This is a genomic window from bacterium (assembly GCA_023150945.1).
Lineage (GTDB): Bacteria > Zhuqueibacterota > Zhuqueibacteria > Zhuqueibacterales > Zhuqueibacteraceae > Coneutiohabitans.
The window spans coordinates 16,945-40,964 of record JAKLJX010000015.1; the positions used below are offsets into that span (position 1 = coordinate 16,945).

General features: G+C 53.6%; 20 protein-coding genes. 18 read left to right on the forward strand and 2 right to left on the reverse strand.

From position 1 onward, the window contains the following. The first annotated feature begins 5 nt into the window (after window positions 1–5). From L6R21_18490 to L6R21_18560, 15 genes are all read left to right on the forward strand, one after another. Complete coding sequence (locus L6R21_18490) at window positions 6–1,838, forward strand: ABC transporter ATP-binding protein/permease (protein MCK6561187.1); 1,833 nt, start codon at window positions 6–8, stop codon at window positions 1,836–1,838. After that, the gene (locus L6R21_18495) at window positions 1,835–3,037 is read left to right on the forward strand and encodes a nucleotidyltransferase family protein (GenBank protein ID MCK6561188.1); all 1,203 of its coding nucleotides are present in this window, start codon (window positions 1,835–1,837) and stop codon (window positions 3,035–3,037) included. The genes L6R21_18490 and L6R21_18495 overlap by 4 nt, the downstream gene beginning before the upstream one ends. A gap of 83 nt (window positions 3,038–3,120) precedes the next feature. Further along, the gene (locus tag L6R21_18500; protein MCK6561189.1) at window positions 3,121–4,065 is read left to right on the forward strand and encodes a glycosyltransferase family 2 protein; all 945 of its coding nucleotides are present in this window, start codon (window positions 3,121–3,123) and stop codon (window positions 4,063–4,065) included. A 16-nt stretch (window positions 4,066–4,081) separates the two neighbouring features. Continuing rightward, complete coding sequence (locus tag L6R21_18505; protein ID MCK6561190.1) at window positions 4,082–5,014, forward strand: methionyl-tRNA formyltransferase-like protein; 933 nt, start codon at window positions 4,082–4,084, stop codon at window positions 5,012–5,014. A 57-nt stretch (window positions 5,015–5,071) separates the two neighbouring features. After that, entirely contained in the window at window positions 5,072–6,286 is a 1,215-nt protein-coding gene (rffA, locus tag L6R21_18510; GenBank protein ID MCK6561191.1) for a dTDP-4-amino-4,6-dideoxygalactose transaminase, read from the forward strand. A gap of 36 nt (window positions 6,287–6,322) precedes the next feature. Next, window positions 6,323–7,522, forward strand: a complete 1,200-nt coding sequence (locus tag L6R21_18515) for a hypothetical protein (GenBank protein MCK6561192.1) — start codon at window positions 6,323–6,325, stop codon at window positions 7,520–7,522. 901 nt (window positions 7,523–8,423) lie between these two features. Next, a complete protein-coding gene (locus L6R21_18520) occupies window positions 8,424–9,869 on the forward strand; it encodes a glycosyltransferase family 39 protein (GenBank protein ID MCK6561193.1) in 1,446 nt (481 codons plus the stop codon). A gap of 133 nt (window positions 9,870–10,002) precedes the next feature. Then, window positions 10,003–10,707, forward strand: coding sequence for a class I SAM-dependent methyltransferase (locus tag L6R21_18525; protein ID MCK6561194.1), 705 nt, complete (start codon window positions 10,003–10,005; stop codon window positions 10,705–10,707). A gap of 50 nt (window positions 10,708–10,757) precedes the next feature. Further along, complete coding sequence (locus L6R21_18530; GenBank protein ID MCK6561195.1) at window positions 10,758–12,275, forward strand: flippase; 1,518 nt, start codon at window positions 10,758–10,760, stop codon at window positions 12,273–12,275. Then, window positions 12,272–13,390, forward strand: coding sequence for a GNAT family N-acetyltransferase (locus tag L6R21_18535; GenBank protein ID MCK6561196.1), 1,119 nt, complete (start codon window positions 12,272–12,274; stop codon window positions 13,388–13,390). Before L6R21_18530 ends, L6R21_18535 begins: the two co-directional genes overlap by 4 nt. An 83-nt stretch (window positions 13,391–13,473) precedes the next feature. After that, window positions 13,474–14,394, forward strand: a complete 921-nt coding sequence (locus L6R21_18540) for a hypothetical protein (GenBank protein ID MCK6561197.1) — start codon at window positions 13,474–13,476, stop codon at window positions 14,392–14,394. Between the two features lie 10 nt (window positions 14,395–14,404). Then, window positions 14,405–15,754, forward strand: a complete 1,350-nt coding sequence (locus L6R21_18545; GenBank protein MCK6561198.1) for a glycosyltransferase family 4 protein — start codon at window positions 14,405–14,407, stop codon at window positions 15,752–15,754. Between the two features lie 62 nt (window positions 15,755–15,816). Next, window positions 15,817–17,040, forward strand: a complete 1,224-nt coding sequence (locus L6R21_18550; GenBank protein MCK6561199.1) for a glycosyltransferase family 4 protein — start codon at window positions 15,817–15,819, stop codon at window positions 17,038–17,040. Then, window positions 17,037–18,242, forward strand: a complete 1,206-nt coding sequence (locus tag L6R21_18555; GenBank protein MCK6561200.1) for a glycosyltransferase family 4 protein — start codon at window positions 17,037–17,039, stop codon at window positions 18,240–18,242. The genes L6R21_18550 and L6R21_18555 overlap by 4 nt, the downstream gene beginning before the upstream one ends. Beyond that, the gene (locus tag L6R21_18560) at window positions 18,232–18,978 is read left to right on the forward strand and encodes a class I SAM-dependent methyltransferase (protein ID MCK6561201.1); all 747 of its coding nucleotides are present in this window, start codon (window positions 18,232–18,234) and stop codon (window positions 18,976–18,978) included. The genes L6R21_18555 and L6R21_18560 overlap by 11 nt, the downstream gene beginning before the upstream one ends. Before the next feature lie 412 nt (window positions 18,979–19,390). On the opposite strand, the gene L6R21_18565 is transcribed toward L6R21_18560, so the two are convergent. Beyond that, window positions 19,391–19,606, reverse strand: a complete 216-nt coding sequence (locus L6R21_18565; GenBank protein MCK6561202.1) for a hypothetical protein — start codon at window positions 19,604–19,606, stop codon at window positions 19,391–19,393. 12 nt (window positions 19,607–19,618) lie between these two features. Then, the gene (locus L6R21_18570; GenBank protein MCK6561203.1) at window positions 19,619–20,050 is read right to left on the reverse strand and encodes a hypothetical protein; all 432 of its coding nucleotides are present in this window, start codon (window positions 20,048–20,050) and stop codon (window positions 19,619–19,621) included. Window positions 20,051–20,196: 146 nt separating this feature from the next. On the opposite strand from L6R21_18570, the gene asnB reads away from it, so the two are divergent. From asnB to L6R21_18585, 3 genes are read left to right on the forward strand one after another with little or no spacing between them, the layout of a single operon-like run. Beyond that, the gene (gene asnB, locus L6R21_18575) at window positions 20,197–22,035 is read left to right on the forward strand and encodes an asparagine synthase (glutamine-hydrolyzing) (GenBank protein ID MCK6561204.1); all 1,839 of its coding nucleotides are present in this window, start codon (window positions 20,197–20,199) and stop codon (window positions 22,033–22,035) included. Window positions 22,036–22,038: 3 nt separating this feature from the next. Continuing rightward, window positions 22,039–22,875: a class I SAM-dependent methyltransferase gene (locus L6R21_18580; GenBank protein ID MCK6561205.1), complete on the forward strand. Its 837-nt coding sequence runs from the start codon at window positions 22,039–22,041 to the stop codon at window positions 22,873–22,875. Continuing rightward, window positions 22,823–23,953 carry a glycosyltransferase family 4 protein gene (locus tag L6R21_18585; protein MCK6561206.1) on the forward strand — a complete coding sequence of 377 codons (1,131 nt, stop codon included), beginning with the start codon at window positions 22,823–22,825 and terminating at the stop codon, window positions 23,951–23,953. Before L6R21_18580 ends, L6R21_18585 begins: the two co-directional genes overlap by 53 nt. Window positions 23,954–24,020 lie beyond the last annotated feature (67 nt).

Below are 24,020 nucleotides of genomic sequence, written 5' to 3' on the forward strand. Positions count from 1 at the left end.
GTATTTTGCCTCTTGTTTCGCATCATACGCTGCGCCATGCCGTGCGGATCGATCGCGGGTTGCGGTTGGTTTGGCAATGCAGCCGCGGCTGGACGGTCGCCAGTCTCGCTCTGGTGTTGGCGCAAAGCGGCTTGCCGCTGCTCGGCCTGTATTTCACCAAACAGATCATCGATGCCGTGACGCTGGCGCTCAACGCCGGCGCAGGCGGGGCAGCGCTGCAGCCGATTCTCTTCTGGGTTGGTTTGGCGGCCGGCGCCGCGCTGCTCACCGAGATCTTGCGCTCAGTCGGCAATTTCGTCGGTCAAGTCCAGGCGCAGGTGGTTGCCGATCACGTGCATCATCGCCTGCACCTCAAATCCATCGGCCTCGAGCTCGCCTACTATGACAATGCCCGCTATTTCGATGCCTTGCATCGCGCCCAGGAAGACGCGCCCTTCCGGCCGCTCAGTCTGGTCAACGGTCTGCTGCAGGCCGGACAAAGCGGGTTGTCGCTGCTTGCCATTGCCGGTCTCTTGTTCGCCTTCAGCCCGCTGCTCGTCATGATCTTGTTTGCCGCCACGCTGCCCGGCTTGTTCGTGCGCCTGAAATATGCCGGTGCCGTCTATCGCTGGCAGCGCCGCTGGACCGGCAACGAGCGCCGCGCGCACTACTATCACTGGCTGCTCACCGGCGGTGAATTCGCCAGGGAGATCCGGCTGTTCGATCTCGGCCCGCTGTTCATCCAGCGCTTCCGCGCGCTGCGTGAACGCATTCGGCGCGAGCGTTTCCGCATCGCGCTCAAGAGCACCGCGGCGGAGTTGGCCCCGCAGGCCCTGGCCACGCTGGCGATTTTCGGCGTCGCCGCATTGTTGGCACAGCAAACCCTCGCCGGCGCTCTCACGCTCGGCGCGATGGTGATGTATTGGCAGGCTTTCCAACGCGGCCAGGGCAACTTCCGCGATTTGCTGCAGGCCGCCGCCAATCTCTATCAGGACAATCTCTTTCTGGCGAATCTCTACGAGTTTCTCGATCTCAAGCCCAGGCTTGCCGCGCCGTCGCGCCCGCGGCCACTGCCCCGGCCGGTGACTGCCGGTTTGGAGCTGCATCACGTCAGCTTTCGGTATCCCGGCGCGGCCCAGGAGGCGCTGCACGACCTCAACCTGTGCCTGCGCCCCGGTGAAACCATTGCGCTGGTGGGCGAGAATGGCTCGGGCAAATCCACTCTGCTCAAGCTGCTCTGCCGTTTGTATGATCCCACTGCCGGCCGGCTCACGCTCGATGGCGTCGATTTGCGGGAATATGATCCGGCGGAATGGCGGCGCGAAATCGGCATCATTTTTCAAGATCACGTGCACTACAATTTGACCGCGCAGGAAAACATCTGGCTGGGCGAGATCACGCTTGCCGCCGATCACCCTCGCATCGTGACCGCGGCGCAGCAAACCGGCGCCGACCGCGTGATTGCAAAACTGCCGGACGGCTATGCCTCGCTGTTGGGAAAATGGTTCGAAGACGGGGAGGAGCTCAGCATCGGCGAGTGGCAGAAGATCGGTCTCAGCCGCGCCTGCCTGCGCCAAAAGCAGTTTCTCTTTCTGGATGAACCCACCAGCAGCCTCGACGCGGGCGCGGAAGCCGAGTTCTTCGCGCGCTTGCGCACCTTCGCCGCCGGCCGCACCACGGTGTTGATCAGTCACCGGCTCTCGACCGCGCGGCTCGCCGATCGCATCTACGTGCTCGCTGCCGGCCGCATTGTGGCGAGCGGCACGCATGCGCAGTTACTGGCGCAAGCCGGCCGCTATGCGGAACTCTTCGAAACCCAGGCGCGGCCCTATCGCGCCGGCGCCGCGGTGACCGCATGACGGCTTGGCCTGATCCGCGCCGCCACGAAAACGCGCTGCTGCTGTGCTGCAGCCGCGTGCACCTGGATGCCGTGCACGCCGGGCGCCTGGCCTTTCTGCTCACGCAAAAACTGGATTGGGAATATGTGCTATGGCAGGCCTCCTGGCATCGCGTGACCGCGTTGTTGTCGCGCCAGCTTCAATTGCATGCCGCCGTTGTGCCGCCGGCCGTGTTGGCGCGTTTGCGCCGGGAGGCGCAGGCGCTCGCGCAGCAAAGCCTGCTGCAAATCGCGGAGCTGCTACAATTGCTGCAGGCGCTGGCGGAACGCGGTGTGACGGCAGTGCCCTTCAAGGGACCCGCGCTCGCGGCCGCGGTCTACGGTGATCCCGCCCTGCGCCAATCCGAAGACTTGGACGTGCTGGTGGCGCCGCCGGATTTTGCCGCGGCCAGAGCAGTGTTGGCCGCGCTCGGCTATCGGCCGTGGCAAACCCTCAGCCCGCCGCAGGAAGCCGGCTATCTGCGCTATGAGTGCGGCAGCACGCTGGTGCAGCAATCCACCGGCCTGATCGTGGATTTGCATTGGGCTTTCAATCGCAAATATTTGGCAGTGCCCTTGACCTTCGCCGATATTCTGCCACGCCTGCGGCCGCAGGTTTTGGCCGGAAAAACCCTCCACCAACTCGCGCCGGAAGATTTGCTGCTCGTGTTGTGTGTGCACGGCGGCAAGCATCAATGGCTGAGTTTGAATTGGATCATCGATGTCGCGGAGCTGCTGCGCACGCAACCCGGCCTCGCCTGGCAATACCTCCTGCGTCGCGCCCGCGCCACCGGCTGCCGGCGCCTGCTTGCTCTGGGACTCAGCCTGGCGCAACGCCTGCTCGCGGCGCCGCTGCCCGCAGAAATCCGGCAGCAGATTGCCGCTGACCGGATCTTGCCGCGGTTGGCCGATCATGCGCGGCGCCGCTTGTTTCCCGTGGCCGAGTGGGACCCGGGCGTGGCCGAGAGGATTTTCTTCCTGCTGCGCGCGCGCGAGCGCCGGCGCGATCAAGTGCGCTTTTTGATGCGGCGCCTCACCATGCCGACGCTGAGTGATCTGTCTTACCTGCGCCTGCCGGCCCTGCTGGCGCCGTGTTATGTCCTGCTGCGGCCCGTGCGCCTGTTGCACGCTGCCGCGCGCCGTTGTTTGAAATCGCTCCGACCTTCTCCGGTGGGAACATGAATCCGATCATCCCAAGCAGTCTCTCGCAAGCACCCGCGCTGCGCAACGGCAAAGCGGTTGCGCAAGCAGCAGCAAGTGGGGCAGTGCCCGACTCCGCGGCAGCACGGCCCAGCCTGTCGGTGGTGATTCCGGTTTACAACAGCGCTGAGATTCTGCCGGCTCTGCTGCCGCGGCTGCAGGCGGCGCTTGCCGCGCTCACGGCACGCTATGAAATCATTTTGGTGAATGACGGCAGCCGCGATCACAGTTGGGAGGTGGCTGCGACCTGGGCGCAACAGTACCGGGAGATCGTGGCGATCGACCTCATGCGCAACTATGGCCAGCACAATGCGCTGCTCTGCGGCATTCGTGCGGCGCAGTACGAGGTGATCATCACCATGGATGATGACCTACAACACCCGCCGGAGGAAATTCCCAAACTGCTCGCCAAGCTCGCGGAAGGGTATGATGTGGTTTATGGCACGCCGCAGCAGGAACAGCACGGCCTGTGGCGTGATCTGGCGTCGGTGGCCGTGAAGATGGTCTTGCAGGGCACGATGGGCGCCGAAATCGCGCGCAAAGTCAGTGCCTTTCGGGCTTTTCATGCGACAGTGCGAGATGCCTTTACTCAATATCACGGCAATTTTGTCTCTATTGACGTTCTGCTTACTTGGGCAACTATGCGCTTTGCCGCTGTTGGGGTGAGTCACCAACCACGGTATCTCGGCAAGTCAAACTACGATTTTCTTAAACTGGTCAGACATGCCTTCAACATGATGACGGGCTTTAGCACGATGCCCCTGCAGCTTGCAAGCTGGATAGGTTTTGGCTTTACGCTCTTTGGCTTCGGTGTTCTAATCTACGTCCTCGGCAGATACCTGTTGATGGGGACCAGCGTGCAAGGATTTCCTTTTCTCGCCTCAATTATAGCCATCTTTTCGGGCGCTCAACTGTTCGCGTTGGGTATTTTCGGTGAATACCTGGCGCGAATGTATTCCATGACTATGCGACGGCCAAGCTACGCAGTCCGCGATACCATTAACGCTTAGGTTGAAAACTGTTTCCATGCCCGGACAAATTGCACTCTTTGCGGCCACGAAACGCGGTTGTCTCTTCCTGAAGAAATTGAAACGGCTGGTGCCTGATTACCACATCACTGTCTTCTCCTTTCGTGAGGAGCCGTGGGAACCACCTTTCTTTGAGGAGATACGTGAACTCACCGCTGAAGCAGGTGGGAGTTTCTTCGAAGCCAAGCACGTCGGAGATCAGCAATTCCAGGAATTCTGGCAGAACCAGAAAGTCGAACTCATCTTCTGCGTAAGTTGGCGGTACATGGTCCCTTCACTGGTTTATCAAAAGGCGACAAAAGGAACATATGTCTTTCATGATTCAATGTTACCCCGCTATCGCGGATTTTCACCCACTGTTTGGGCCGTGATTAACGGCGAGCAACAAACAGGCGTGACGCTGTTTGAAATGGCGGACGAAGTTGATGCTGGTGACATTATCGATCAAGAAGAAGTAAGCATCGGTACTGATGAGACAATTCAGCCCGTCATCGACAGAGTTACGCAGACCTATCTTGCGTTACTCGAGAGAAATCTCTTCCCGTTATTGGGAGGTACGGCCAGGAAAACGCCACAGGACCATGCCCATGCTACCTTTGTATGCAAACGGCTTCCGGAAGACAACCGTATCGATTGGACGGCGCCGGCTAGATCAAGCTATAACCTGATTCGTGCAGTAACAGCACCATATCCAGGTGCATACACGACGCTAAATGATAGGACCTTGCGAGTTTGGTCAGCGAAGCTGCTCGACAGCGTGTCACGTTATGAAGGTGTCATTCCTGGGCGAGTTGTCAGATTTCAGCAGGGTGAGGGTGCAACAGTATTGACCGGAAAAGGAGCTTTGCTGTTGCAAGAAGTTCAGTTTGACGGCGAAGAACGAGTCTGCGCTTCACGAATCTTGAATCGCCTTTCCTGCACTTTAAGATAGCCGCCTTCGACACGAAGGCCAATTGGGGACTCATCGCTGATAAGGAGATCTGGGGCTGTGTACGAAAACGTAAGCATACCGTTCAATCGCCCCTGCTTCGAGGGCAACGAGCAGGCCTACATCGCGCAGGCGATTGCCAACGGCCATATTTCGGGCGATGGCGCTTTCAGCAAGAAGTGCCATGCCTTTCTCGAACATGAACTGGGTGTGGCCAGAGCCTTGCTGACGACTTCCTGCACCCATGCGCTGGAAATGGCGGCGCATTTGCTCGACATTCAACCCGGGGACGAGGTGATCGTGCCCTCGTTCACCTTTGTTTCGACCGTGAATGCGTTTGTGCTGCGTGGCGCCCGGCCCGTTTTCATCGACATTCGCCCCGATACCCTCAATCTGGATGAGGCGCAGCTTGAACAACTTATTTCCCCGCGCACGCGCGCGATCGTGCCTGTGCACTACGCCGGCGTCGGCTGTGAAATGGACGCCCTCATGGCAATTGCCCGGCGCCACAATATTCCGGTGGTCGAAGACAATGCCCATGGTTTGTTCGGCAAGTATCGTGGCAAATACCTGGGCACCTTTGGCGCGCTGGCCACGCAGAGTTTTCATGAGACCAAAAACTTCACCTGCGGCGAGGGCGGCGCGCTGTTGATCAATGATCCGCGCTATGTCGAACGCGCTGAAATCCTGCGCGAAAAGGGCACCAACCGCAGCCGTTTCTTCCGCGGCCAGGTGGACAAATACACCTGGGTCGATATCGGCTCGAGCTATTTGCCTTCGGACTTGCTCGCGGCGTTTCTGCTCGCGCAATTTGAACAGCGCGCGAACATTCAGAGCAAGCGCCAGGCCTTGTGGCAGCTCTATCGCTCGTTGCTGGCGGAGTGGGCGGAGAAAAACCATGTGCGCCTGCCGGTCGTGCCGCCGCATTGTGAGCAGGCCTATCACATGTTCTATCTGCTCATGCCCGACCTGGCGACGCGCACGCGTTTGCTTGCGCATCTGAAGGAACGCGGCATTTTGGCGGTTTTTCATTATCTGCCGCTGCACCAGTCGCCCATGGCAGAGCAGTGGCAAGACCGGCGCTGCGCCTGCCCGGTGACCGAAGAGATCAGTGATCGGCTGGTGCGCCTGCCTTTCTTCAACAGCATCACGCCGGAAGAAATTCTTCGGGTGGTGATGGCAATTCGGGAATTTGTGGTGAAGCAGCAGAACCCTGCCAGAAACCCGAATCGCAACCGGAGCGCGCGATCTGAGATTGTGGCGCTCTTGACTTAAGATATGTTGATCAACTTGATAACCTGAATATCACTCATGAAGATTGATTGTAGTAATCTCTCAGCTTTGGATGTGGGACGGCTGCTTGATATTGTGGCGTTGGTCTTCAGTGGATCTGTTTTTTTGCTCATAGTATCTTTCTCTATAACGACCGATCTACAAGCGCATGCTGGTATAGCCACCATTATGATTGCAGAGGGAATTCCACCAGGCAATTTCCTCTATTATCTCCTCATTTCACTGCTCTCTGGTTTTTCCACTGATCTTCAAATACTCTACTATAGCTCATGCGTTGTGTTAGCTCTTTCCGTTCTACTTAAGTGTCTTATAACTAGAAAGATTGTTCTCGTTGAACTTTTCAAGAGCGGGATAGATGGACAGCAGGGTTGCCAAAAAAGGAATATGATTTTTCTGCTTGTCGCGCTACTTTGCATGTCTCTATTAGCTCACAACTACCCTATCTGCTCTATCAAATTGTACCTTGGCCAATTTCCTCCAAATTTGTGGCACAACTCTACAACGATTTTCCTAATGCCATTTGCACTCATGCTTTTTTACAAGTCATATGTCTATCTCAGGGACGGTGAGCTCAAGATACTGTCACAGGTTTTGATATTGTCCCTCGCAAATATTCTCATTAAACCGAGTTATTGCTTTGTCTTTGTAGTCATCTTTCCAATTTTTGCTGCTTTTCGCTTTGGTATTTCAAACAAGTCATTGGCAGCTATTTCAATTGCCATACTCGTTGCTGCGCTCATCGGGCTACAATACTTCTACATATACAAATACGCAACTATCTTTGATCTTTCAGCATCGACAGGCAGGAGTGACATAAAAATTGCTTTTCTAAGAGTCTGGAGGCATTTCTCCGATAATATGGTACACTCTTTGTTGTCTTCTTTGGTCTTTCCGCTTGTTTCTCTTGCCTTCTATTTCAGGAAATTGATCTCAAGTCTATTCTATAGATACGCGGTTGCTTCCTTTTCAATGGGGCTCTTGATTTTCATGTTCGTTGCTGAGTCTGGCGGCAGGGAATTTCATGGGAACTTCGTCTGGCAGGTGATCATCTGTAACTACCTATTGTTTATGGCTACCTTGACTCAAGTTGCCGAACCTATACTTGTATCCAACACCTTCAGCACGCGTGCAAAACTAGTTGTCCTTTCATTGGCGGGGCACTGCGGCTTCGGGTTGGCATATCTCGCAAAAATCATGATTCTAAGAAACTACTATTGATTTCCGAATGTATGCCAATAAGCAACCCAGCGTTTCGTATCATTATTGCGTTTCCTCAATTCATCCATGTGTTGATCTACTCTACGCTTGGGACTTTAGATTTCTGGCCTAGTTATTTGTTACTGGAGCTCTGCTCAAGGCCGCTATGCGCCTATCCCCAAACCTATCAGGTACTCATTGTAATATCAACGCAAAAGAGATGGGAAATGACCCCATGTTTTTTATCTTTGCCCATCTGGCGGATAAGAATACAACGAAGGCGATTTCATTAGTCATGTTCTGTTCCGCCATCTAGCAGTGAAAGCGATAACTTGGGTTTCTTTGATACTCAGAAGACCTATTATCTTGATCATCCAAGATTCACCACGGAGACGCAGAGTCTGTTGAGAATTCAGGCTATCTTGCCTGCGAACTCCGCAACCCTACGGCAATTCTTGAAATGTGACATTGTGAAGTTATGTCCCGTTCTGGTTTAAGCTGTGTAGCACGTTGCTGCGACGATCCGAGCTTCGGCGATGTAGGTTTAGCCCTTGTCCAAACACAAATGCCGTTACTATCTTTGTAAGTACAATTACCAAGCGAAAATAATCTGTTCGCGAACACACGATGTTTCATCGAAATCACTGAGATATTTGCTCGCAAGTACTGCTGTCAGCGGATGACGTGCCTTTCGGTTATTAGACCTTGGCCAGTAGCCTCATCGCCACGGTTCGTGGAAATCGGCTTAGAGTATCTGCAGCTCAACGGCACTTTGATGATCGCGCTAATGATGAATTGCTACTTCCAGCCCTGGCCGATTATGTGATTACGGTTGCGTAGAATCAAACATTGCAGACGTTTAATTCTGAGAATACGGTTCGGTTCTGGGAGTTTTTCCAATCTGCAAAGGAACACTGCATTGATGGAAAACCATTTCAAACATGAGTGCCTTGACTCTCTATTTGTTCTTACTATGGCGGTCGTCATACGCCTAGCTCTGAACGGTTTTTACTTCCAAGACTATACCCAAAGTGATGGTGTTGATTATCACAATATCGCCGTAAACATCGTGCAAGGGCACGGCTATTCGAAGGATACGAGGGAGCCGTATCGGCCTTTCTTCTTTCGAGAGCCGGCCTATCCGCTCTTTCTCGCTGGAGTCTATGCACTAGTTGACTTCGCAGGATTTACGCCTGCGTATTTGTTGACAGCCGAGTATGACCTTACTGCACACCCCGAGATCTATTGGGCCAGGATCGCCCAGTGTATGCTTGGCGCCTTAACTTGCTTGATTCTTTATTTGACTTTGCGCTTGGTCCTGCAGCCACGTGTTGCCTTTGTGATCGCACTGCTGTTTAGCGCCTATCTACCGCTGGCTGTCTATACCACAATGCTCATGCGCGAGACTTTGCAGACATTTGCCGTCGTGTGCATGAACTACTTTTTCGCAAAATTTCTACTGACTCGCAAAATGATTAATTTAGTTTTCTTTGCCCTGGCGTGGGCATTGTCGAACATGACATTGCAGGTCACCGTTTTGATTGGCATTCTGTCTTTCGTCTTCCTACTCTATCGGACACGCAGTCTGCGTTCCAGCGTCGCATACATAGCGCTGGCTGCCGCCCTCATGTTTGTTGTCATTTCGCCGTGGCTCGTGCGCAGCTATTCCTTCTATCCTGATGTCAGAATAGTGCAAAGCTTGGGTGTGAGCATTACACCACAGGCAGCCCAATATTCGGGATACCTGGGAAAATTGCACGAGCGAGGAGTGCTGCCTGCGGACTCAGTGACAGCACTGCGGCGCAAATGGTATGCTTTGTCAGAATGGGAGAAGTTTGAGTGGTCTTTTGCTGGCCGATTTGATTCATTGCGCGCGGAATTGCCAAAAGTCTCTTTTGATTTGTATGACGAGTGTGCGCACTATCTGGACTATTTTCGCAGGGGCTGGATCGAAAGCTTATGGTTCATCGATGTGCAGGGGGGAGGCTCGCGCATGAACTTGCGGCCCCATTCGAAATACTTGCGCGCCGGTGAGTACGCCCTCTTCGGTCTGAGCCTGGCCGGGTTTATGTTTGGTTATTTGGCTATCCCTGGAGTGTTTCTCTATGCCCGACGCCTCTGGCCGATTCTACTCATGTTCTTCTATTTTGTGCCACTTTCCATTTTCATCGCAGATGAAACCAGGCGCATGCTGCCGGTTCATGGCTACGTCTTCATGTTCTCGTGTCTTGCCTGTTGGGAAATCTATCAAAGGCGCAAAAAGAGAAAGATGGATGTTAGCGTTGACGTTGGTTTGATCTCAGGAGAAGCCGGAAAGAACTCTGACCCGCTTCGCCATTCTTATTCGGCCTTTTGGGTACGTAAATGAATTCTATTGCATTTCGGCTTTTAAGACTTCGTAAGAGAATGGGTGCGCAAGTATGCAAAAGGATGTAGACTTTGAGCGCTATGCCATAACACATCGCATGTATGGTTGTATACCATCGTCTCGCAAGTATGTTATGGACACTTATGTCAGACCTGGAATGAAGGTGCTTGATGTCGGCTGTGGTGATGGGCAACACTTAGAATACTTGGCTACATCCCTTCCTAAATGTGACCTGTTTGGAACGGAGATCAGCCAAATTCGTGTCGACCGAGTGAACAAGAAAGGGTTCGCCTGCGCAAAGGTTGATGGCCCACGGCTGCCTTTTCATGATCGGTCATTTGATGCGATTGTTTTTTTTGAGGTAATCGAACACATACCGGAAGCGGACGTTGACTTGCTGCTGCGTGAAATTACACGCGTACTCAAGCGCAATGGCGTTGTTGTTGGTTCAACTCCGAACTATCCCATCAAGCGGTACTATGATTTCTCCCACCGCATTCTGAGTCTGCTCCGACGGATACCGGCATTTGGGGGAAGCGACGCAAAGCCACCTCAAAGTGCTTCGGAGACCTACCCAAACGAGTCAACGACCTCTTTGCCGAAAGAAGCAAGAAGGCGTCAACCTTGGTTAATTCATAAGATTGACCGGCTGTTCGCAGACGATCCGACGCATCAATTTTTTTGCAGTTTCAATCGCATTTATCGCCTTGGCAAGAGTCACTTTCAGGACGTAGAATTGTTCACAACTTTTGAAGCAACTGCCAAGACTGTCGCTATTTCGAGTCCGACAAAGTTCTTTTCACATAAAATCGTGTTTGTCTTTAAGAGTTGCAATTGAATTCTGATTCAGCAAGCGTAAGTATAATGGCAACTGCGGCGACCGAGACCTTGGTTAGCACCGGTACTGCTGGTTACCTGAAAAAAATTGCCAAAAACGCGGGCATCACTGCCGGCGGGCAATTGCTCAGCCAGGTTCTTGGGCCAATAACCGGCATCATTACCACGCGCGCTCTTGGAGCCGAGCTGTACGGCATCTACACGCTCACCACGTATTGGACCAGCATGCTGGCGGACTTTTCCACGCTGGGTTTTGCCGGCATGCTCACGCGTTTTTCCGCCAGCTACAAGGGCGAAGGCAGGCTTGACAAGGCCAAGGGCGCGATTCTGCTATCACTCAAGATTGCGCTCCTCGTGGGCGGTCTTTTAGCGCTGAGTCTGGCGCTGTTCGCAGAACCATTCTGCCGCTACATTATAAAACAGCCCGGCTATGCCCACGCCTTTCGTTTCGTCAGCGTCGCCGTTCTGCTCACCGCCGCCTATAGTATTTTCCTGGCAGCGTTGAATGGCCTGCAGCAGCAGGGCTATGCTGTCCTGGCCAATTCCGTCGCCTCAAACTTGATGAAGCTGGTCAGCCTGGTGGTCTTGCTCGCCTGTGGTCTGCAGCTCTATGCGGCGCTAGCGTCGAGTCTGCTGCAGGATCTCATCATTCTCGTTTTGGCGGGGTTTTTTCTCGTCAAGGTTTTCCCCGGGCTGCGCGATCACAACCTGCCGGCAACGATTGAAAAGAAAAAATTGTGGAAATTCTCCGGCACCCTGTTCGCCACCAGCCTGTTCAACAAGCACACGTTTCAACTGGACGTCCTATTCTTGGGTTTGTTTTGCCAGCCGGTGGAAGTGGGCCTGTATGCCGTGGCGTTGCGGCTGCAGCCGTTGATCTACATGCCGCATGTCGCCATCATGCAAATCTTTGGACCCATTGTTGCGGAATTGCACGCCCGCCGGCAACACAATGAAATGGCAAAACTCTACAAAACCGTAACGAAATGGACAACAGCTTTTAGTCTCCCCATTTTCTTGACAATCGTGCTGTTCTATGAGCCGATCTTGAGCATTTTTGGCAAAGAATTTCACGGCGCGGTGGTGGCTCTGCTTATCCTCGGTGTTGGGAATTTTTTCGCTGATATGTTCGGTATGAGTGGTCAGATCCTGACCATGATCGGCAAGCCCGGCGTCAATCTCGCCAACGCCGTTGTGATCACGGTGTTTAGTGTAACACTCTATCTTCTTTTGATCCCTCACAAAGGTATCGTTGGCGCTGCGGTAGCATATGCTGTCACGCATGGCGTCATCAACGTGGTGCGCTTGTTTGAGGTCCGTCATTTTCTCAACATTCACCCCTTCAAAGCGAGCTTGTGGAAAGTGCCTTTTGCCGCCGGACTTGCTTTGCTAGGTGTGCTCGGATTGCGGAGCGATTGGTTTTTCATGGCGCCGCCGCTTTGGTTTCTGCAGCTTGTCGCTTTCTGGTGCGTTTATGCTGCAACGGTGTATATGCTTCGCCTTGACGCCGATGATTTGGTGGTTGTGCGTGCCCTCCACCGAAAGTTCTTTCGCGGCAGGATCCGATGATGCATATCGAACGCATTGACACGCTTGCCGAGTTTGCGAGCCTGCGCGAGGAATGGAATGACCTGCTCTCCGCTTCCGGTTCTGAAAACATTCACATGCAGCACGAGTGGCTCTGGACTTGGATAAGTTCTCTTGGGAAAGGATGTGATTTTCTTGTTTTACGCATCCGATCTGGAGGTGAAACGATTGGTTTTGCACCACTGAAGTTTCGCACAGTAAAATTGCACGGCTTCTTACCCTATCGGCAAATAGTTTTTCTCGGGCATCCGGAGATTGATTTTGGCGATTTTATCATAACAAGGAACCGTGCAGAAGTGTTCGAAGGCATTTTCTCTTATCTTCGGCAGAAATGCTTTTGGGGCGAAATTCTGCTGCACAATATTCCTTCCATATCGCCCAACCTTCCGGCACTTCAAAGCGTCCTGCCGTCTACCTTCCCGGCTTATGAGCTGGCGCCCCAGAAGCCCTGCTATTTCATTGCCTTGGAGAACCGATTGTGGAGCGAGTTTTATCGCCAAACAAGCAAGAAGTTTGTGCAACGTGACTTGAATCGGTTGAATAATCATTATGCTCGTCTCTCGTGGCGCGTTGAGGATTGGAGCTCAGAACATGTAACAAAGGTGTTGCCAATTTTGGGAAAGTTGCACCAAGCGAGCCAGATGAGAAAGGGACGATCTTCGCGGTATAACGAACAAAATTATCTTGAATTCATGAATCGTGTGTTGACAGAATTATCTCAGAAAAAGTGGATGCGGATATATGTGCTTACAATTGCTGAGCAGCCAGCGGCATTTATGCTGGGTTTCGATTATAGAAAAATTTTTTATTGGTGGAACACGGGCTTTGACCCATCATTTGATAAGCTTTCCCCGACAAAGTTTTTGCTTTTTCAAGTCCTGCAAGAAGGTTTTAGCAGCCAACGATGGCGTGAATTCAACTTTATGCAAGGTGGCACAGCTTATAAGCAGCGCTGGACTTCAACTTTCTATCCGCTTCTTCAGTTACGCCTGTTGAATTCTCGCGGGCCATATGGCGTCCTCAACAATTTTCGTCGACGAAAGAAGAACCTCCTTCTCGGGCAAGCTGATCCAATAGCTGGTGATGATAGAATCTAGTGAATGCGCCTGCCCGAATTGTTCTTACAATCACCATCGACACCGAATGCGACAAAGGGTTGCGCTGGCGCGTGCAAAAGCCGATGCGATTCGAGGCCGTCAACCGTGGCATTCCTGAACGGCTGCAGCCTTTGTTCGAGCGTTACGGCATCAAGGCCACCTACCTGCTCAGCCCCGAAGTAATTGCCGACGCCGATTCGGTGGCCACGCTTCAGCGCCTGGGTGGAAAAGTGGAATTGGGGACGCACCTTCATGGCGAATACATCGAGCCCCAGGCTGATTGGGAGGCGGAGGCGACGGCCGCCTTTCAATCACAGTATTCCCCGGAGATTGAGCGGCAAAAACTGGAAAATCTCACGCTGGCCTTCACGCGCGCGTTTGGTTACGCACCCACCTCTTTTCGCGCCGGTCGCTTTGGCATCGGCCGGCAATCCCTACCAACGCTGCAGGAGTTGGGTTATCGCGTCGATTCCAGTGTAACGCCGTTTATGGCCTGGCATGCAGACGCCTCGCATGGGGTCAATTTTCTCGGTGCGCCACAACAACCTTACTATCCGTCTGATATTGACTTTCGCAAAGCCGGTTCACTTCGGATTCTCGAAGTGCCTGTGACGGTGCACAACTACTTTTGGCACCGCATTCCCGGCTTTGTGCTGCGTTGTTTGAATCCACTCAACCGCTATCAGAGCTTCTTGATGGGCAAGATTCTGAAAGTGCAGAAGAAAACCACATGGTTTCGGCCGACCTATGCCAGCGGTGAGCAGATGATTGATCTGGTGCGCAACCTGATCGGCCTAAAGCATGCAGGCCAACCCTGCGTACTGAATATGATGTTCCACAATGTCGAGTTTTGGCCCGGCGCGAGTCCCTATGCCGCCACGGAAAAGGAAGTCAACGAATTGCTTTCCCGCATTGAGCGAGTTCTGGCCTGTCTGCGGACAGAGTATGAGGTCAAGAGCCTTGGCTTGAGTGAGTTGTATGGTGCATATTCGTCGCGGAACTGAGGAGAGAAGAATGCCCAAGCGTATCCGGCCTTTGCCGATGCCGATCAAGGTTCTCAACATAACTCCCAACGGCAGCATTGGCGGCCGCGAACGCCAGTTGTTTTTACTCTCGAAGGAATTCCAGCGATATGGCGACGTGGTTTTTGACACGCTTTTTCTTCAGCCGGAAGGCCCGTTTTATGAGAAAACAGTGCAGCATCAGATCAAGGCCCACATCTTGCGGTTTCATCGTTCGGATCCACGTCGTGTTTTGAGATTGTGGCAGATATTCCGGCAGTATGACATCTTGAACTTCTGGGGTGTGAACAACTTGTGTTTTGCGGTTGCACTTCTGACCAGAAAAAACATCGTTTTCTGCCTGCAAGGAACACGGGCAATTCTGGGCAAGAGTATTCGAAGCCTGGTGGGGCATTTCTTCAATGAGTACTTTGGCCGTCTCGGTAAATCAGTGACGGATGATGCTCCATCCAAAATAGCCGCAAACGAAACCGCACCACGTAACGACGCGATTTCTGGAATCTTTCCTACTGCACTAAAATGGTCAGGCGCAAAGAGACTGATCAATCGAGAGATTCTTCGTGCTTTCCTGCACCGTTGCAGTAGAGTCATCGTTCCTTCCAGATACCTTTTGGAGTTCTGCCAAAACTACTTTGGCCTAGCAACTCAGAATATCGCCATCATTCACAACGCCTTTGACCCGAATGAAATTGTATTGAACAAATCCAGGTCAGTGGTTCGCGCTGAACTTGGGTTGCGCCAAGAATGTTTTGTGGTTGGGACGGCAGCCAGATTTGACCCTAGAAAAAGGCTGGACCGCCTGGTGAAAACCATGAGCCTGCTGCCCGCGGAAATAGACGTGAAAGCGGTGATTTTTGGTGACGGCGAACCGGCCATGGCGCAGAGCCTGGTACGTCAAATGGAAGAGCTGGGGGTGCGTTCACGCATTCTGCTGCCGGGATTTAGGACTGATATTTTTGGCTATCTGAATGCCATTGATTTCTTTGTGCTACCCTCGGATAGCGAGGGAATGGGGCTGGCGATCGTGGAATCCCTTTTCCTAAAGCTGCCAACAGCGGTTTTTGCTGATGGCGGCGGCGTCCACGAAGTGATCAAGGACGGCGAAACTGGTTTTGTGGTGAAAGATGAAAAAGCGCTTGCGAGCCTCATTCAAAATCTCTATTCGGACAGGCTCGCCAGCCAGACGATAGTTGCCCGCGGCTTACGCCATGTCCTTGATCATTTCACAGTAGCCAAAACTGCCCTCGAGTATCGGCGCACCTTCACGGCATTGATGGAGGCTCAGCACCCATCATTGGTCCATGGCAAGGTAGCCCGAGTTGCCTCAGCGCCTGTTGCCTAACCTCATGAAGTTCATGCCCAGTTTGCGCCCGCTTCCCCAAAGCATCGCCTGCACGATTTCCAATGATTGCCGAATCGCGTCAAAATTCCATAGCAGCCGGGACTGATTCCCACATTTGCTTCCTGCAAGACAGTCTCTACTCGCCGGCTTTGAAAGGCTGGACCGGCACGCATTTGCAAAATTTCCTCCTCGCCAAGCATTTCAAAGCTGCTGGTATGAGAGTGTGCTTTGTTGTTGCTTCTGCCAGCCCTGAGATCAAGCCATCGAATCCTTATGAAGGCATGCCGGTCCATTTTCTGAAGGTTCCGGAGATTGCGCCTTTTGCGGCCGCTTGGAGGAAAACGATGAGATTGCTTCAGAGTGTTTCGCCGGATTTTGTTTATGTTAAAGGCCGCTCATGGCTCGCGGGCGTGGCGCGAGCCTATGCCGGCGCAACTGGGGCAAAGTTCATGTGGGCTTCAAACAATGAAGATGGATGTGGGCCGTGGAAATATTCCCGGAAGACCTTAACATCTTCAAAAAGCCTGTTTCGCAAGGCAGCCAAGCTTTTCGCGAGTGCGACAGAAGACTTGATCTATGCCCGCGCTATTGCAGGAGCAGATTTCTGCATCAATCAGACGCATCGCCAACAACTCCAGCTTGCAAAGGCCTTTCAAAAAAAGGGGATCGTCATTCCTTCGGTTCAAGACGTTCCGGTAGGCCCATTTCAAAAAGACACTGAGCCGTTTTTGCTTTGGGTCGGCTACTTTGCTCGTGAAAAGGGGCCGGAGTGCTTTTTGAAACTGGCTCATGCGTTTCGGGATGCTTCATTCAGATTCTGCATGGTTGGCGCGCCCTCGCCCAACCTGCCATTGACCGAAGCGCTATTACTTGCACAACAGAATGGCAAATTTGAATATTTGGGGCAATTGCCCCATGCTGAAGTTCTCAAGCTCATGGAGCGTGCGTGGCTATTGGTGAGTACGAGTGGCTCGAATGGCGATGGCATTCCGAACGTAATGGTTGAAGCCTGGCTGCGCGAAGTGCCAACCTTGTCACTGCAACTTGACCCAGAAGGTATCATTCAAAAACATGGCCTGGGTGTCGTGGCACAGAACTTTGAAGAGTTGCGCGTGGCTTTGCCCAGGCTTTTGACTAGGTCTGATCAGTTACACGAGATGGGAAAGCAAGCACGGCGCAAGGCCGAGGAACTGTTCAGCGCCAAAACTAATGTTGCTCGCTATCTTGAGATAATGTTTCCGGAAAAGCTGACGTCAGTCAATTCGCTGGATTTGAGCGTACGATGAGAATCTGCTTCGCCATGGACTTTCACTACAGCGAGCGCATCGGCGGAGCCGAGGTGCAGGCCTGGCTGCTGGCCAGAGAACTGGCACGGCGCGGGCATGAAGTCCACTATCTCGCGCAATCGCTGCAGGGCAAGGCGAATGAAATGGAAGTCCGTGAGGGCGTTCAGCTGCACTGGCTCAAGTATCGCGGTTATTTCCTCTGGCGCAATGGCCTGGAGTATTATCGCACGCTGCGACGCCTCGCTCCCGACATGATCATCCAGCGCATGACTTCTTTCAATACCGGCGTCACCGGACTTTATGCTCGCCGGCATCACAAGCCGTTTGCCTGGATTTGCACCGACAATGGCATTCCTGAGCGCTGGCTGTTCACGCGCAAGGAGTGGCATGCTGCGCGGCAAAAAGGGTTGAGCGGCAAGCTGAAAAGCCCAATTCTATTGCTCAATGCCGTTATCAACGATCTCGCCCGCGACTGGGGCATGAGGCAGGCTACCCACGTTTTTACCCAGAATGAAGAACAATTCGACAAGCTGCTCAGCAACTATGGGCTAACCTCGCTGCACATGCCCTCTGGACACGAACTGCCGCGGGCCGGGATTGCGCCACCCGCGCGTTTTCACCACAAGATCATTCTATGGGTGGGAAATCTGGGCGCGAACAAGCGGCCGGAGAAGTTCATCCAACTCGCGAAACTCGTACAAAAGCGGGAATGGAAATTCGTGATAGTTGGAGGTAAAGAGGGCGTGAGCAGTTTTGAAGAATCTTTTGGTGAGACCCGCCTTGACAATTTGCACTGGCTCGGAAAACTTACTTTTAATGAGACGTTGTTGTGGTTTGATCAAGCAACGATATTTGTGAATACTTCAAAGATTGAAGGAGAAGGTTTTCCCAATACCTTTATCCAATCCTGGCTGCGCGGTGTGCCGGTGGTGACCTTGGGCGTCGATCCGAATCAGTTCATCACAAAGAATGATTTGGGCCGGGTCGGCAAGGATGTGCAAACCATGGTAGATGCCCTGCATGAATTGCTCGGCGATGAAGCCGATTACTGCCGAATGTCCGAACGCATTGCGGCATTTGCGGCGCGCCAGTTTACCATCGCGACTGTTGCCGATCAATTTCTACAGGCCATTCACGCCAGCAAAACTGCCGTGCAATCCCGTTTGGCTGATACGCATTCGCAACTGGCATGTGCTTCATAAAGTGGCTCGCAGTATTCGAAATCTAGGGGCCATTATTGTAGACGAGTTGCGTTTTGAGTTTTTGCAGCATGCTTTGCAACAAATCGGTAAGCGCCCATCCCTGCTCGATCTCGGCTGCGGTCAAAAGCCTTACCGTGAACTCTATGCGGCATACACGCAAAAATCCTTCGGTCTCGACGTGCCGACCACGCAACACGGCATGCAAGCCATCGATGTGCAGGGCCGGGGCACAGAATTACCCTTCATTGATCAGACATTCGATCTGGTTTTTTGCACTGAAGTGATGGAGCATGTGGCAGAGCCCAAACGCATGCTGCAGGAGATACATCGCGTGCTCAAACCTGGTGGCTACTTGATTCTGACGACGCCTTTCTTGGTGCCAGTGCATGAAGCGCCATATGACTTTTATCGCTATACGCCTTATGGCCTGCAACACCTGCTGGAGCAGGCTTCTTTTTGCATTGTCTCACACGAGACGTTTGCCGAGGCTTTTGGCGTGCTGATCTCGCTGGTGGTGCAACTGCAGCTCAAATTTTGGAGTGCGCTGGCCCAGCTTCTGCATTTCCCCCGGCTTTATAGTCTGCTCAATCCCATCATTTTTTTTCTGGTCTATTTGCCACAACGCACTTACGTGGCCTTGCTCAGAGCTGTCCGTCGAGTCAAAGGGGGCGAGCGCGTTATCCGGCAATTGAGTTACACCGCAAAGGGCTACGGCATGCTTGCGGTGAAATCATAGATTCATGATGAACGTTTTGGAGCAACACGAAAAAGTTTCGCAAAGCTCGAAGCCGCGCAATGCACGCGTTGTCACTCGCTGCCGCGTTTTGCATGTGGTGCCACACAGCACGCGCGGCGGTATTTTTCGTGTTGCCGTTGATTTGTTCCGTTCGTTTGCTCAAGACGATGCCTTTGCCCTGGCAGCGGCTGTGCCTGCGAGCCGTGGAAAGGAGGAGAGCTTCCCTTTTGCCGGCAAGTATGTGATACTCGAAGGCCCACGTGTTCAGCAATTTTTGGCGCTGAAGCGCATTGCGCAGCAATGTGAGGTGATTCATTTGCACGGCTTCACGCCCTGGCAAGCATTTGCTTGCTGGCTGGCGCGCAAGAGAATTGTGTATACGAATCATGGCCTGTTGGGAACCGGGCGAAAATTACGGCCGCATGAACGCCTCAAACTGGTGTTGCTGAAGTTGTTCTTGCGCCATGCTGTGCATCGCATCGCCCACGTTTCGCGTTTCATGCAAGCGCGCATGATCTCGGAGTACGCTGTGCCGGCGCAAAAATGCCGCGTCGTACACAATTCCACGCCCTGGCAAGCGCAGCCGCCTCATTTCAATCCCACCGCTAAGTTGCGCATTGGTTTTCATGGCCGGTTTGTTTCATTCAAGCGCATTGATCGTTTGCTGAGAGTTGCTGCGCTTGTGGCGCAGCATCGTGCCGTTGACGTGGTGTTGGTGGGTGAAGGGCCGCTGCAGAATGAGATCACAGCGCAAGCAGCTTCTCTGCATGTGCCGCTTCGTTTGGAAAGTTACACCTTGCAGGTCGATGCGCTTGTTTCCGCATTTGATGTCGAGATTATCGCCTCTCAGGATGAGCCGTTTGGCTTGTCCGTGCTCGAATCCATTCAAACCGGCCATCCCACTTTCGTCTTTGCCGATGGCGGCGGGTGCACTGAAATTTTTGCGGCTGAGACAAGTTGGTTCGTGTGCCGCAGCGAGACAGAAATGGCGGAAAAGATATTGTCTTTGCAGGATCAAGGCCAGCGTCAACATGTTCTGAGTTTGCTGGAGAAGTTGCAGCAGCGCCTCCACAGAGAGTTTTCCAGAGTGAAATTTCGTGACGGGTATAGAGCCGTTTATCAAGAGTTGCTGGCGCAGAAATAACGCAATACGATTGTCTGAATATTTCCATGTGCGGTATCATTGGAGTTTATAACAGCCGGAATGCAACAATCGGCATGCAAGCGCAGCTTGAAAGCGCCCGCGATTTGTTACAACATCGCGGACCGGATGATCGCGGGCTTTGGGTCGATCCACAAGGCGCGTGTATGCTCGGCCATCGCCGGTTGAGTATTATTGATCTCTCTGCTGCCGGACATCAACCGATGTGCAACGAAGATGAAACCATCTGGTTGGTGTACAACGGTGAAGTCTACAACTTTCCCGAATTGTGCGCCGAATTGCAGGCGCTGGGACATCACTTCCGCTCGCAGACGGATACCGAAGTCATCGTGCACGGCTATGAAGAGTATGGCGTCGATATTATTTCCCGTTTGCGCGGCATGTTTGCGTTCGCCCTCTATGATTGCCGGCGGCAGCAGCTTTTGCTCGCGCGCGATCGTGTCGGTATCAAGCCGCTATATTACACGGCCGGCGGCGATGCCTTTTTGTTTGCTTCGGAAATCAAATCGCTCTTGGCGATGCCGGGGGTTGAAAAACAGCTTGATGAACAGGCTTTGCATGAGTATTTAGCTTTTGGCAAGGTCTACGCGCCCAGAACCATGTTTCGCGGCATCATTAAATTACCGGCTGCGCATTATATGTTGATCAAGCGCTCCGGGGAAACCGCGATGCAGCGTTATTGGTCGCCTTATCAGCGGCGTTTCCCGCTGGCGCCGGCGTCAAATGAGAATGAATATCGCGAGGCTCTGTTTGGCCTGCTGCAGGAATCGGTGCGGCTGCGCATGCGCAGCGATGTTCCGGTGGGCGTGTTTTTGAGCGGCGGAGTTGATTCCACGGCCAATGTTGCATTAATGTCGCGTGTGCACGGAAGCAAGGTGCACACGTTTACTGCCGGGTTTCAAGGGCAGGAAGCCTATGACGAACGCAGCCATGCCCGGGCGGCAGCGCAGCATTTCAAAACCGAGCATCATGAAGTCGAGATTACCCCGCGCCATCTTTTGGAGGTGCTGCCGGAGCTGGCATTTTATCTCGATGAGCCGGTCGCAGATGCCACCACCATTCCGATTTACTTTGTTTCGCAACTGGCGCGGCGCAACGGCGCGATTGTGATTCTCAATGGCGACGGCAGCGATGAGCTGTTTTGTGGTTACGACAAATACATGCAATACCTGCGGCTGCAACCCTATTGGCGCGGATTCAACAGTCTGCCGCGTTTCATCAAAACAGCGGTAGCGCAGGCGAGTCAACGAATGGGAGTGAATGGCGCTGCCGGCGAGATACTGGCACGCGCCTCCCATGAGATCGAGCTTTACGTCGGCGCGACCGGCGCGCTCAAAGGCACGCCGGCATTCCAAGAATTCGTGAACGGCAAAGCAGAGGTTTATCGCGCCGTAGCAGAAGGCCGCCAACAGTTTGAGGCCGAACGCCGCAGCACGGATTATTGCGAATGGCTGTCGTATTGGGGCCTGCGCTCGGAAGTCGAACACGTTTTTTTGTATCGCGCCGACCGCATGGGCATGGCGAATTCCATCGAGATTCGCGTGCCGTTTCTCGATCACCATCTGGTGGAATTCGCCTTGCAAATGCCGCAGCCGCTCAAATACAAAAACGGCGAAAAAAAGTACATTCTCAAACAAGCACTCAGCGGGCTGGTGCCGGATGAATTTCTCTATCGCAAGAAGCAGGGTTTTTGCGTGCCGCTGCGGGAATGGGCCGGTAGCATGATGCACGACAAAATTTTTGAGGTATTGCCGCGCCTGCAATCCGATTGGGGCGGACTGAGTACTGAGTTTCTGGAGGCAGTCCACGCGCGCCTGCGTGCGACCGAAGAAGAGGGGTTTTTGAGTTGGAATTTGTATACGCTGGCAACGTGGTATGAACGCTGGTTTGATTGAGGCATGACATACGTTTTGATATTGGCGCTCAAATATTTGCGCCGAGCGGCTTCACAGTTGCTGAAAGCAGAAATCCGAGAGGCCGGGCGCGCTCTGTTGAATTTCTTTCTTGTGCTGCCTCATCTGGTTTTGTTGCTGCGTCCGGCGCGCAAGCGTTGTCCGCTCTGCGGCTGGCGCGGCGCGCATTTTCTTCCCAAGCTGGGAACGGATTGGAGGATCACCTTGGGCCACACGTGTCCGAAATGTTCGAGCGACAAGCGCTACCGCACTTATGCTGCAGCCTTGCGACGCTGGCTGCCGGCCTCCGACAAGCCCCTGCGCATCCTGGAAGTGGCCGGTACCGAGTATTCCGAACGACTTTTCGCGCACCTGCCCAATCGTTTCTATGTAGCAGCAGATCTTGCGTATCGCACGGCCAAAGTCAAAACCGATGTGACACGGCTGGCCTTTGCCGATCAGTCTTTTGATTTTGTCCTGTGCTCGCACGTGCTGGAACACGTCAAGGAAGACGTGCAGGCCATGCGCGAGTTGCATCGCGTGTTATGCAGCAATGGCCAGGCATTGCTGCAGGTTCCCATGGACAACGAGTTAGGGCAAACGATTGAGTACGAGGCTCCTAATCCCGCCGAAAGCGATCATGTCCGCTGCTACGGCAGGGATTACCGTGAGCGTCTGCAAGCGGCGGGTTTCACAGTGAAGTCAGCAAATCTGTGGAAGAACGCAGAGGAGCTGAACCGTTGCGGTGGTAACGACGAAGAGCTCTATTTTTGCATTAAATCTACCTCCAATGGTCGCCATTCTCACGAATATTCCGACGCCGTATCGCATCCCTCTGTTTAACTGCATCGCGGATCAGCTTGCTCAGCGCCATTTCCCTCTGCAAGTCTTGTTCGCCATGCCGACCTACCATCGCCGGCAGTGGCAGAGCGTGCTGGCTGAAGCACGATTTGAGTATCAGCTTCTGGATTTGCCACGCGTGCCATGGGGCGAGGAGTATGTGTTGGCCATTCCCCACCGTCTCTCCCAAGCTTTACGCGCTCTGCACGCCTCTTGTCTGGTTTTGGGTGGTTTCAATCTGCTGGCGCTCTCTGGCGCCAGCTTCGCACAGCGTCATCGGATTCCGTACATTATTTGGTCCGGAGAGACGATCGCCGAGGCGCAACAGCGGCGCGGCAAGTCCGTACGCCGCTTTCTACGCCACCGGTTGACCCGGCGGGCTACAGCCTGCATCGCCTATGGCACGCGGGCACAAGAGTATTTGCAGGCCTTGGGGGTGACGAACGAAAGGATCAGGGTCGCGGTCAATTGCGTCGATACAGATTTTTTTCGTGATCAAGTGTCTGCCCGGCGCTCGTTAGTGACTGCGCCCTCTCATACCGTCGGAGCGCGCCTGCTGTTCGTCGGTCATTTGCAGCGCCGCAAGGGCCTGGATTCCGTCCTGCATGCGCTGAAACTGTGTGAGCACCTGCCGGTGAAATTGGATGTCGTCGGTGACGGTCCGGCTCGCGCCCATTACGAGCACCTGGCGGCAGAGTTGAGTTTGCATAACGTCATCTTTCACGGCTTTCGGCAGAAAGCAGAGCTTCCCGACTTCTATGCGGCAGCGGATTTTTTCGTTTTTCCCTCACTGCAGGAAATCTTCGGCTTGGTGCTGGTTGAGGCCGCGGCCGCGGGTTTGCCCATCATTGCCTCGAAATTCGCCGGCGGCACGGTGGACGTGGTGCAGGAGGGAAGGAACGGCTTTGTGGTGGATCCCACCGATATTTCGGCATTGGCTCAGCGTATCAAAGAGCTTTGTCTGAATCCGGCGATGCGCGCGGCAATGGGCCGGCAATCGCTGCAGATTGTTGCCGAATCGGTCAATATCCAACGCAGTGCCGAGGGGTTCGTGCAAGCCGTGTTGAGTTGTGTGCCGTGAGCGCAGTCAGCGCGGGTGTCTCTCAAAACGAAGAGACTGCTCGGGCGATGGCCACTTGTGGCATGCC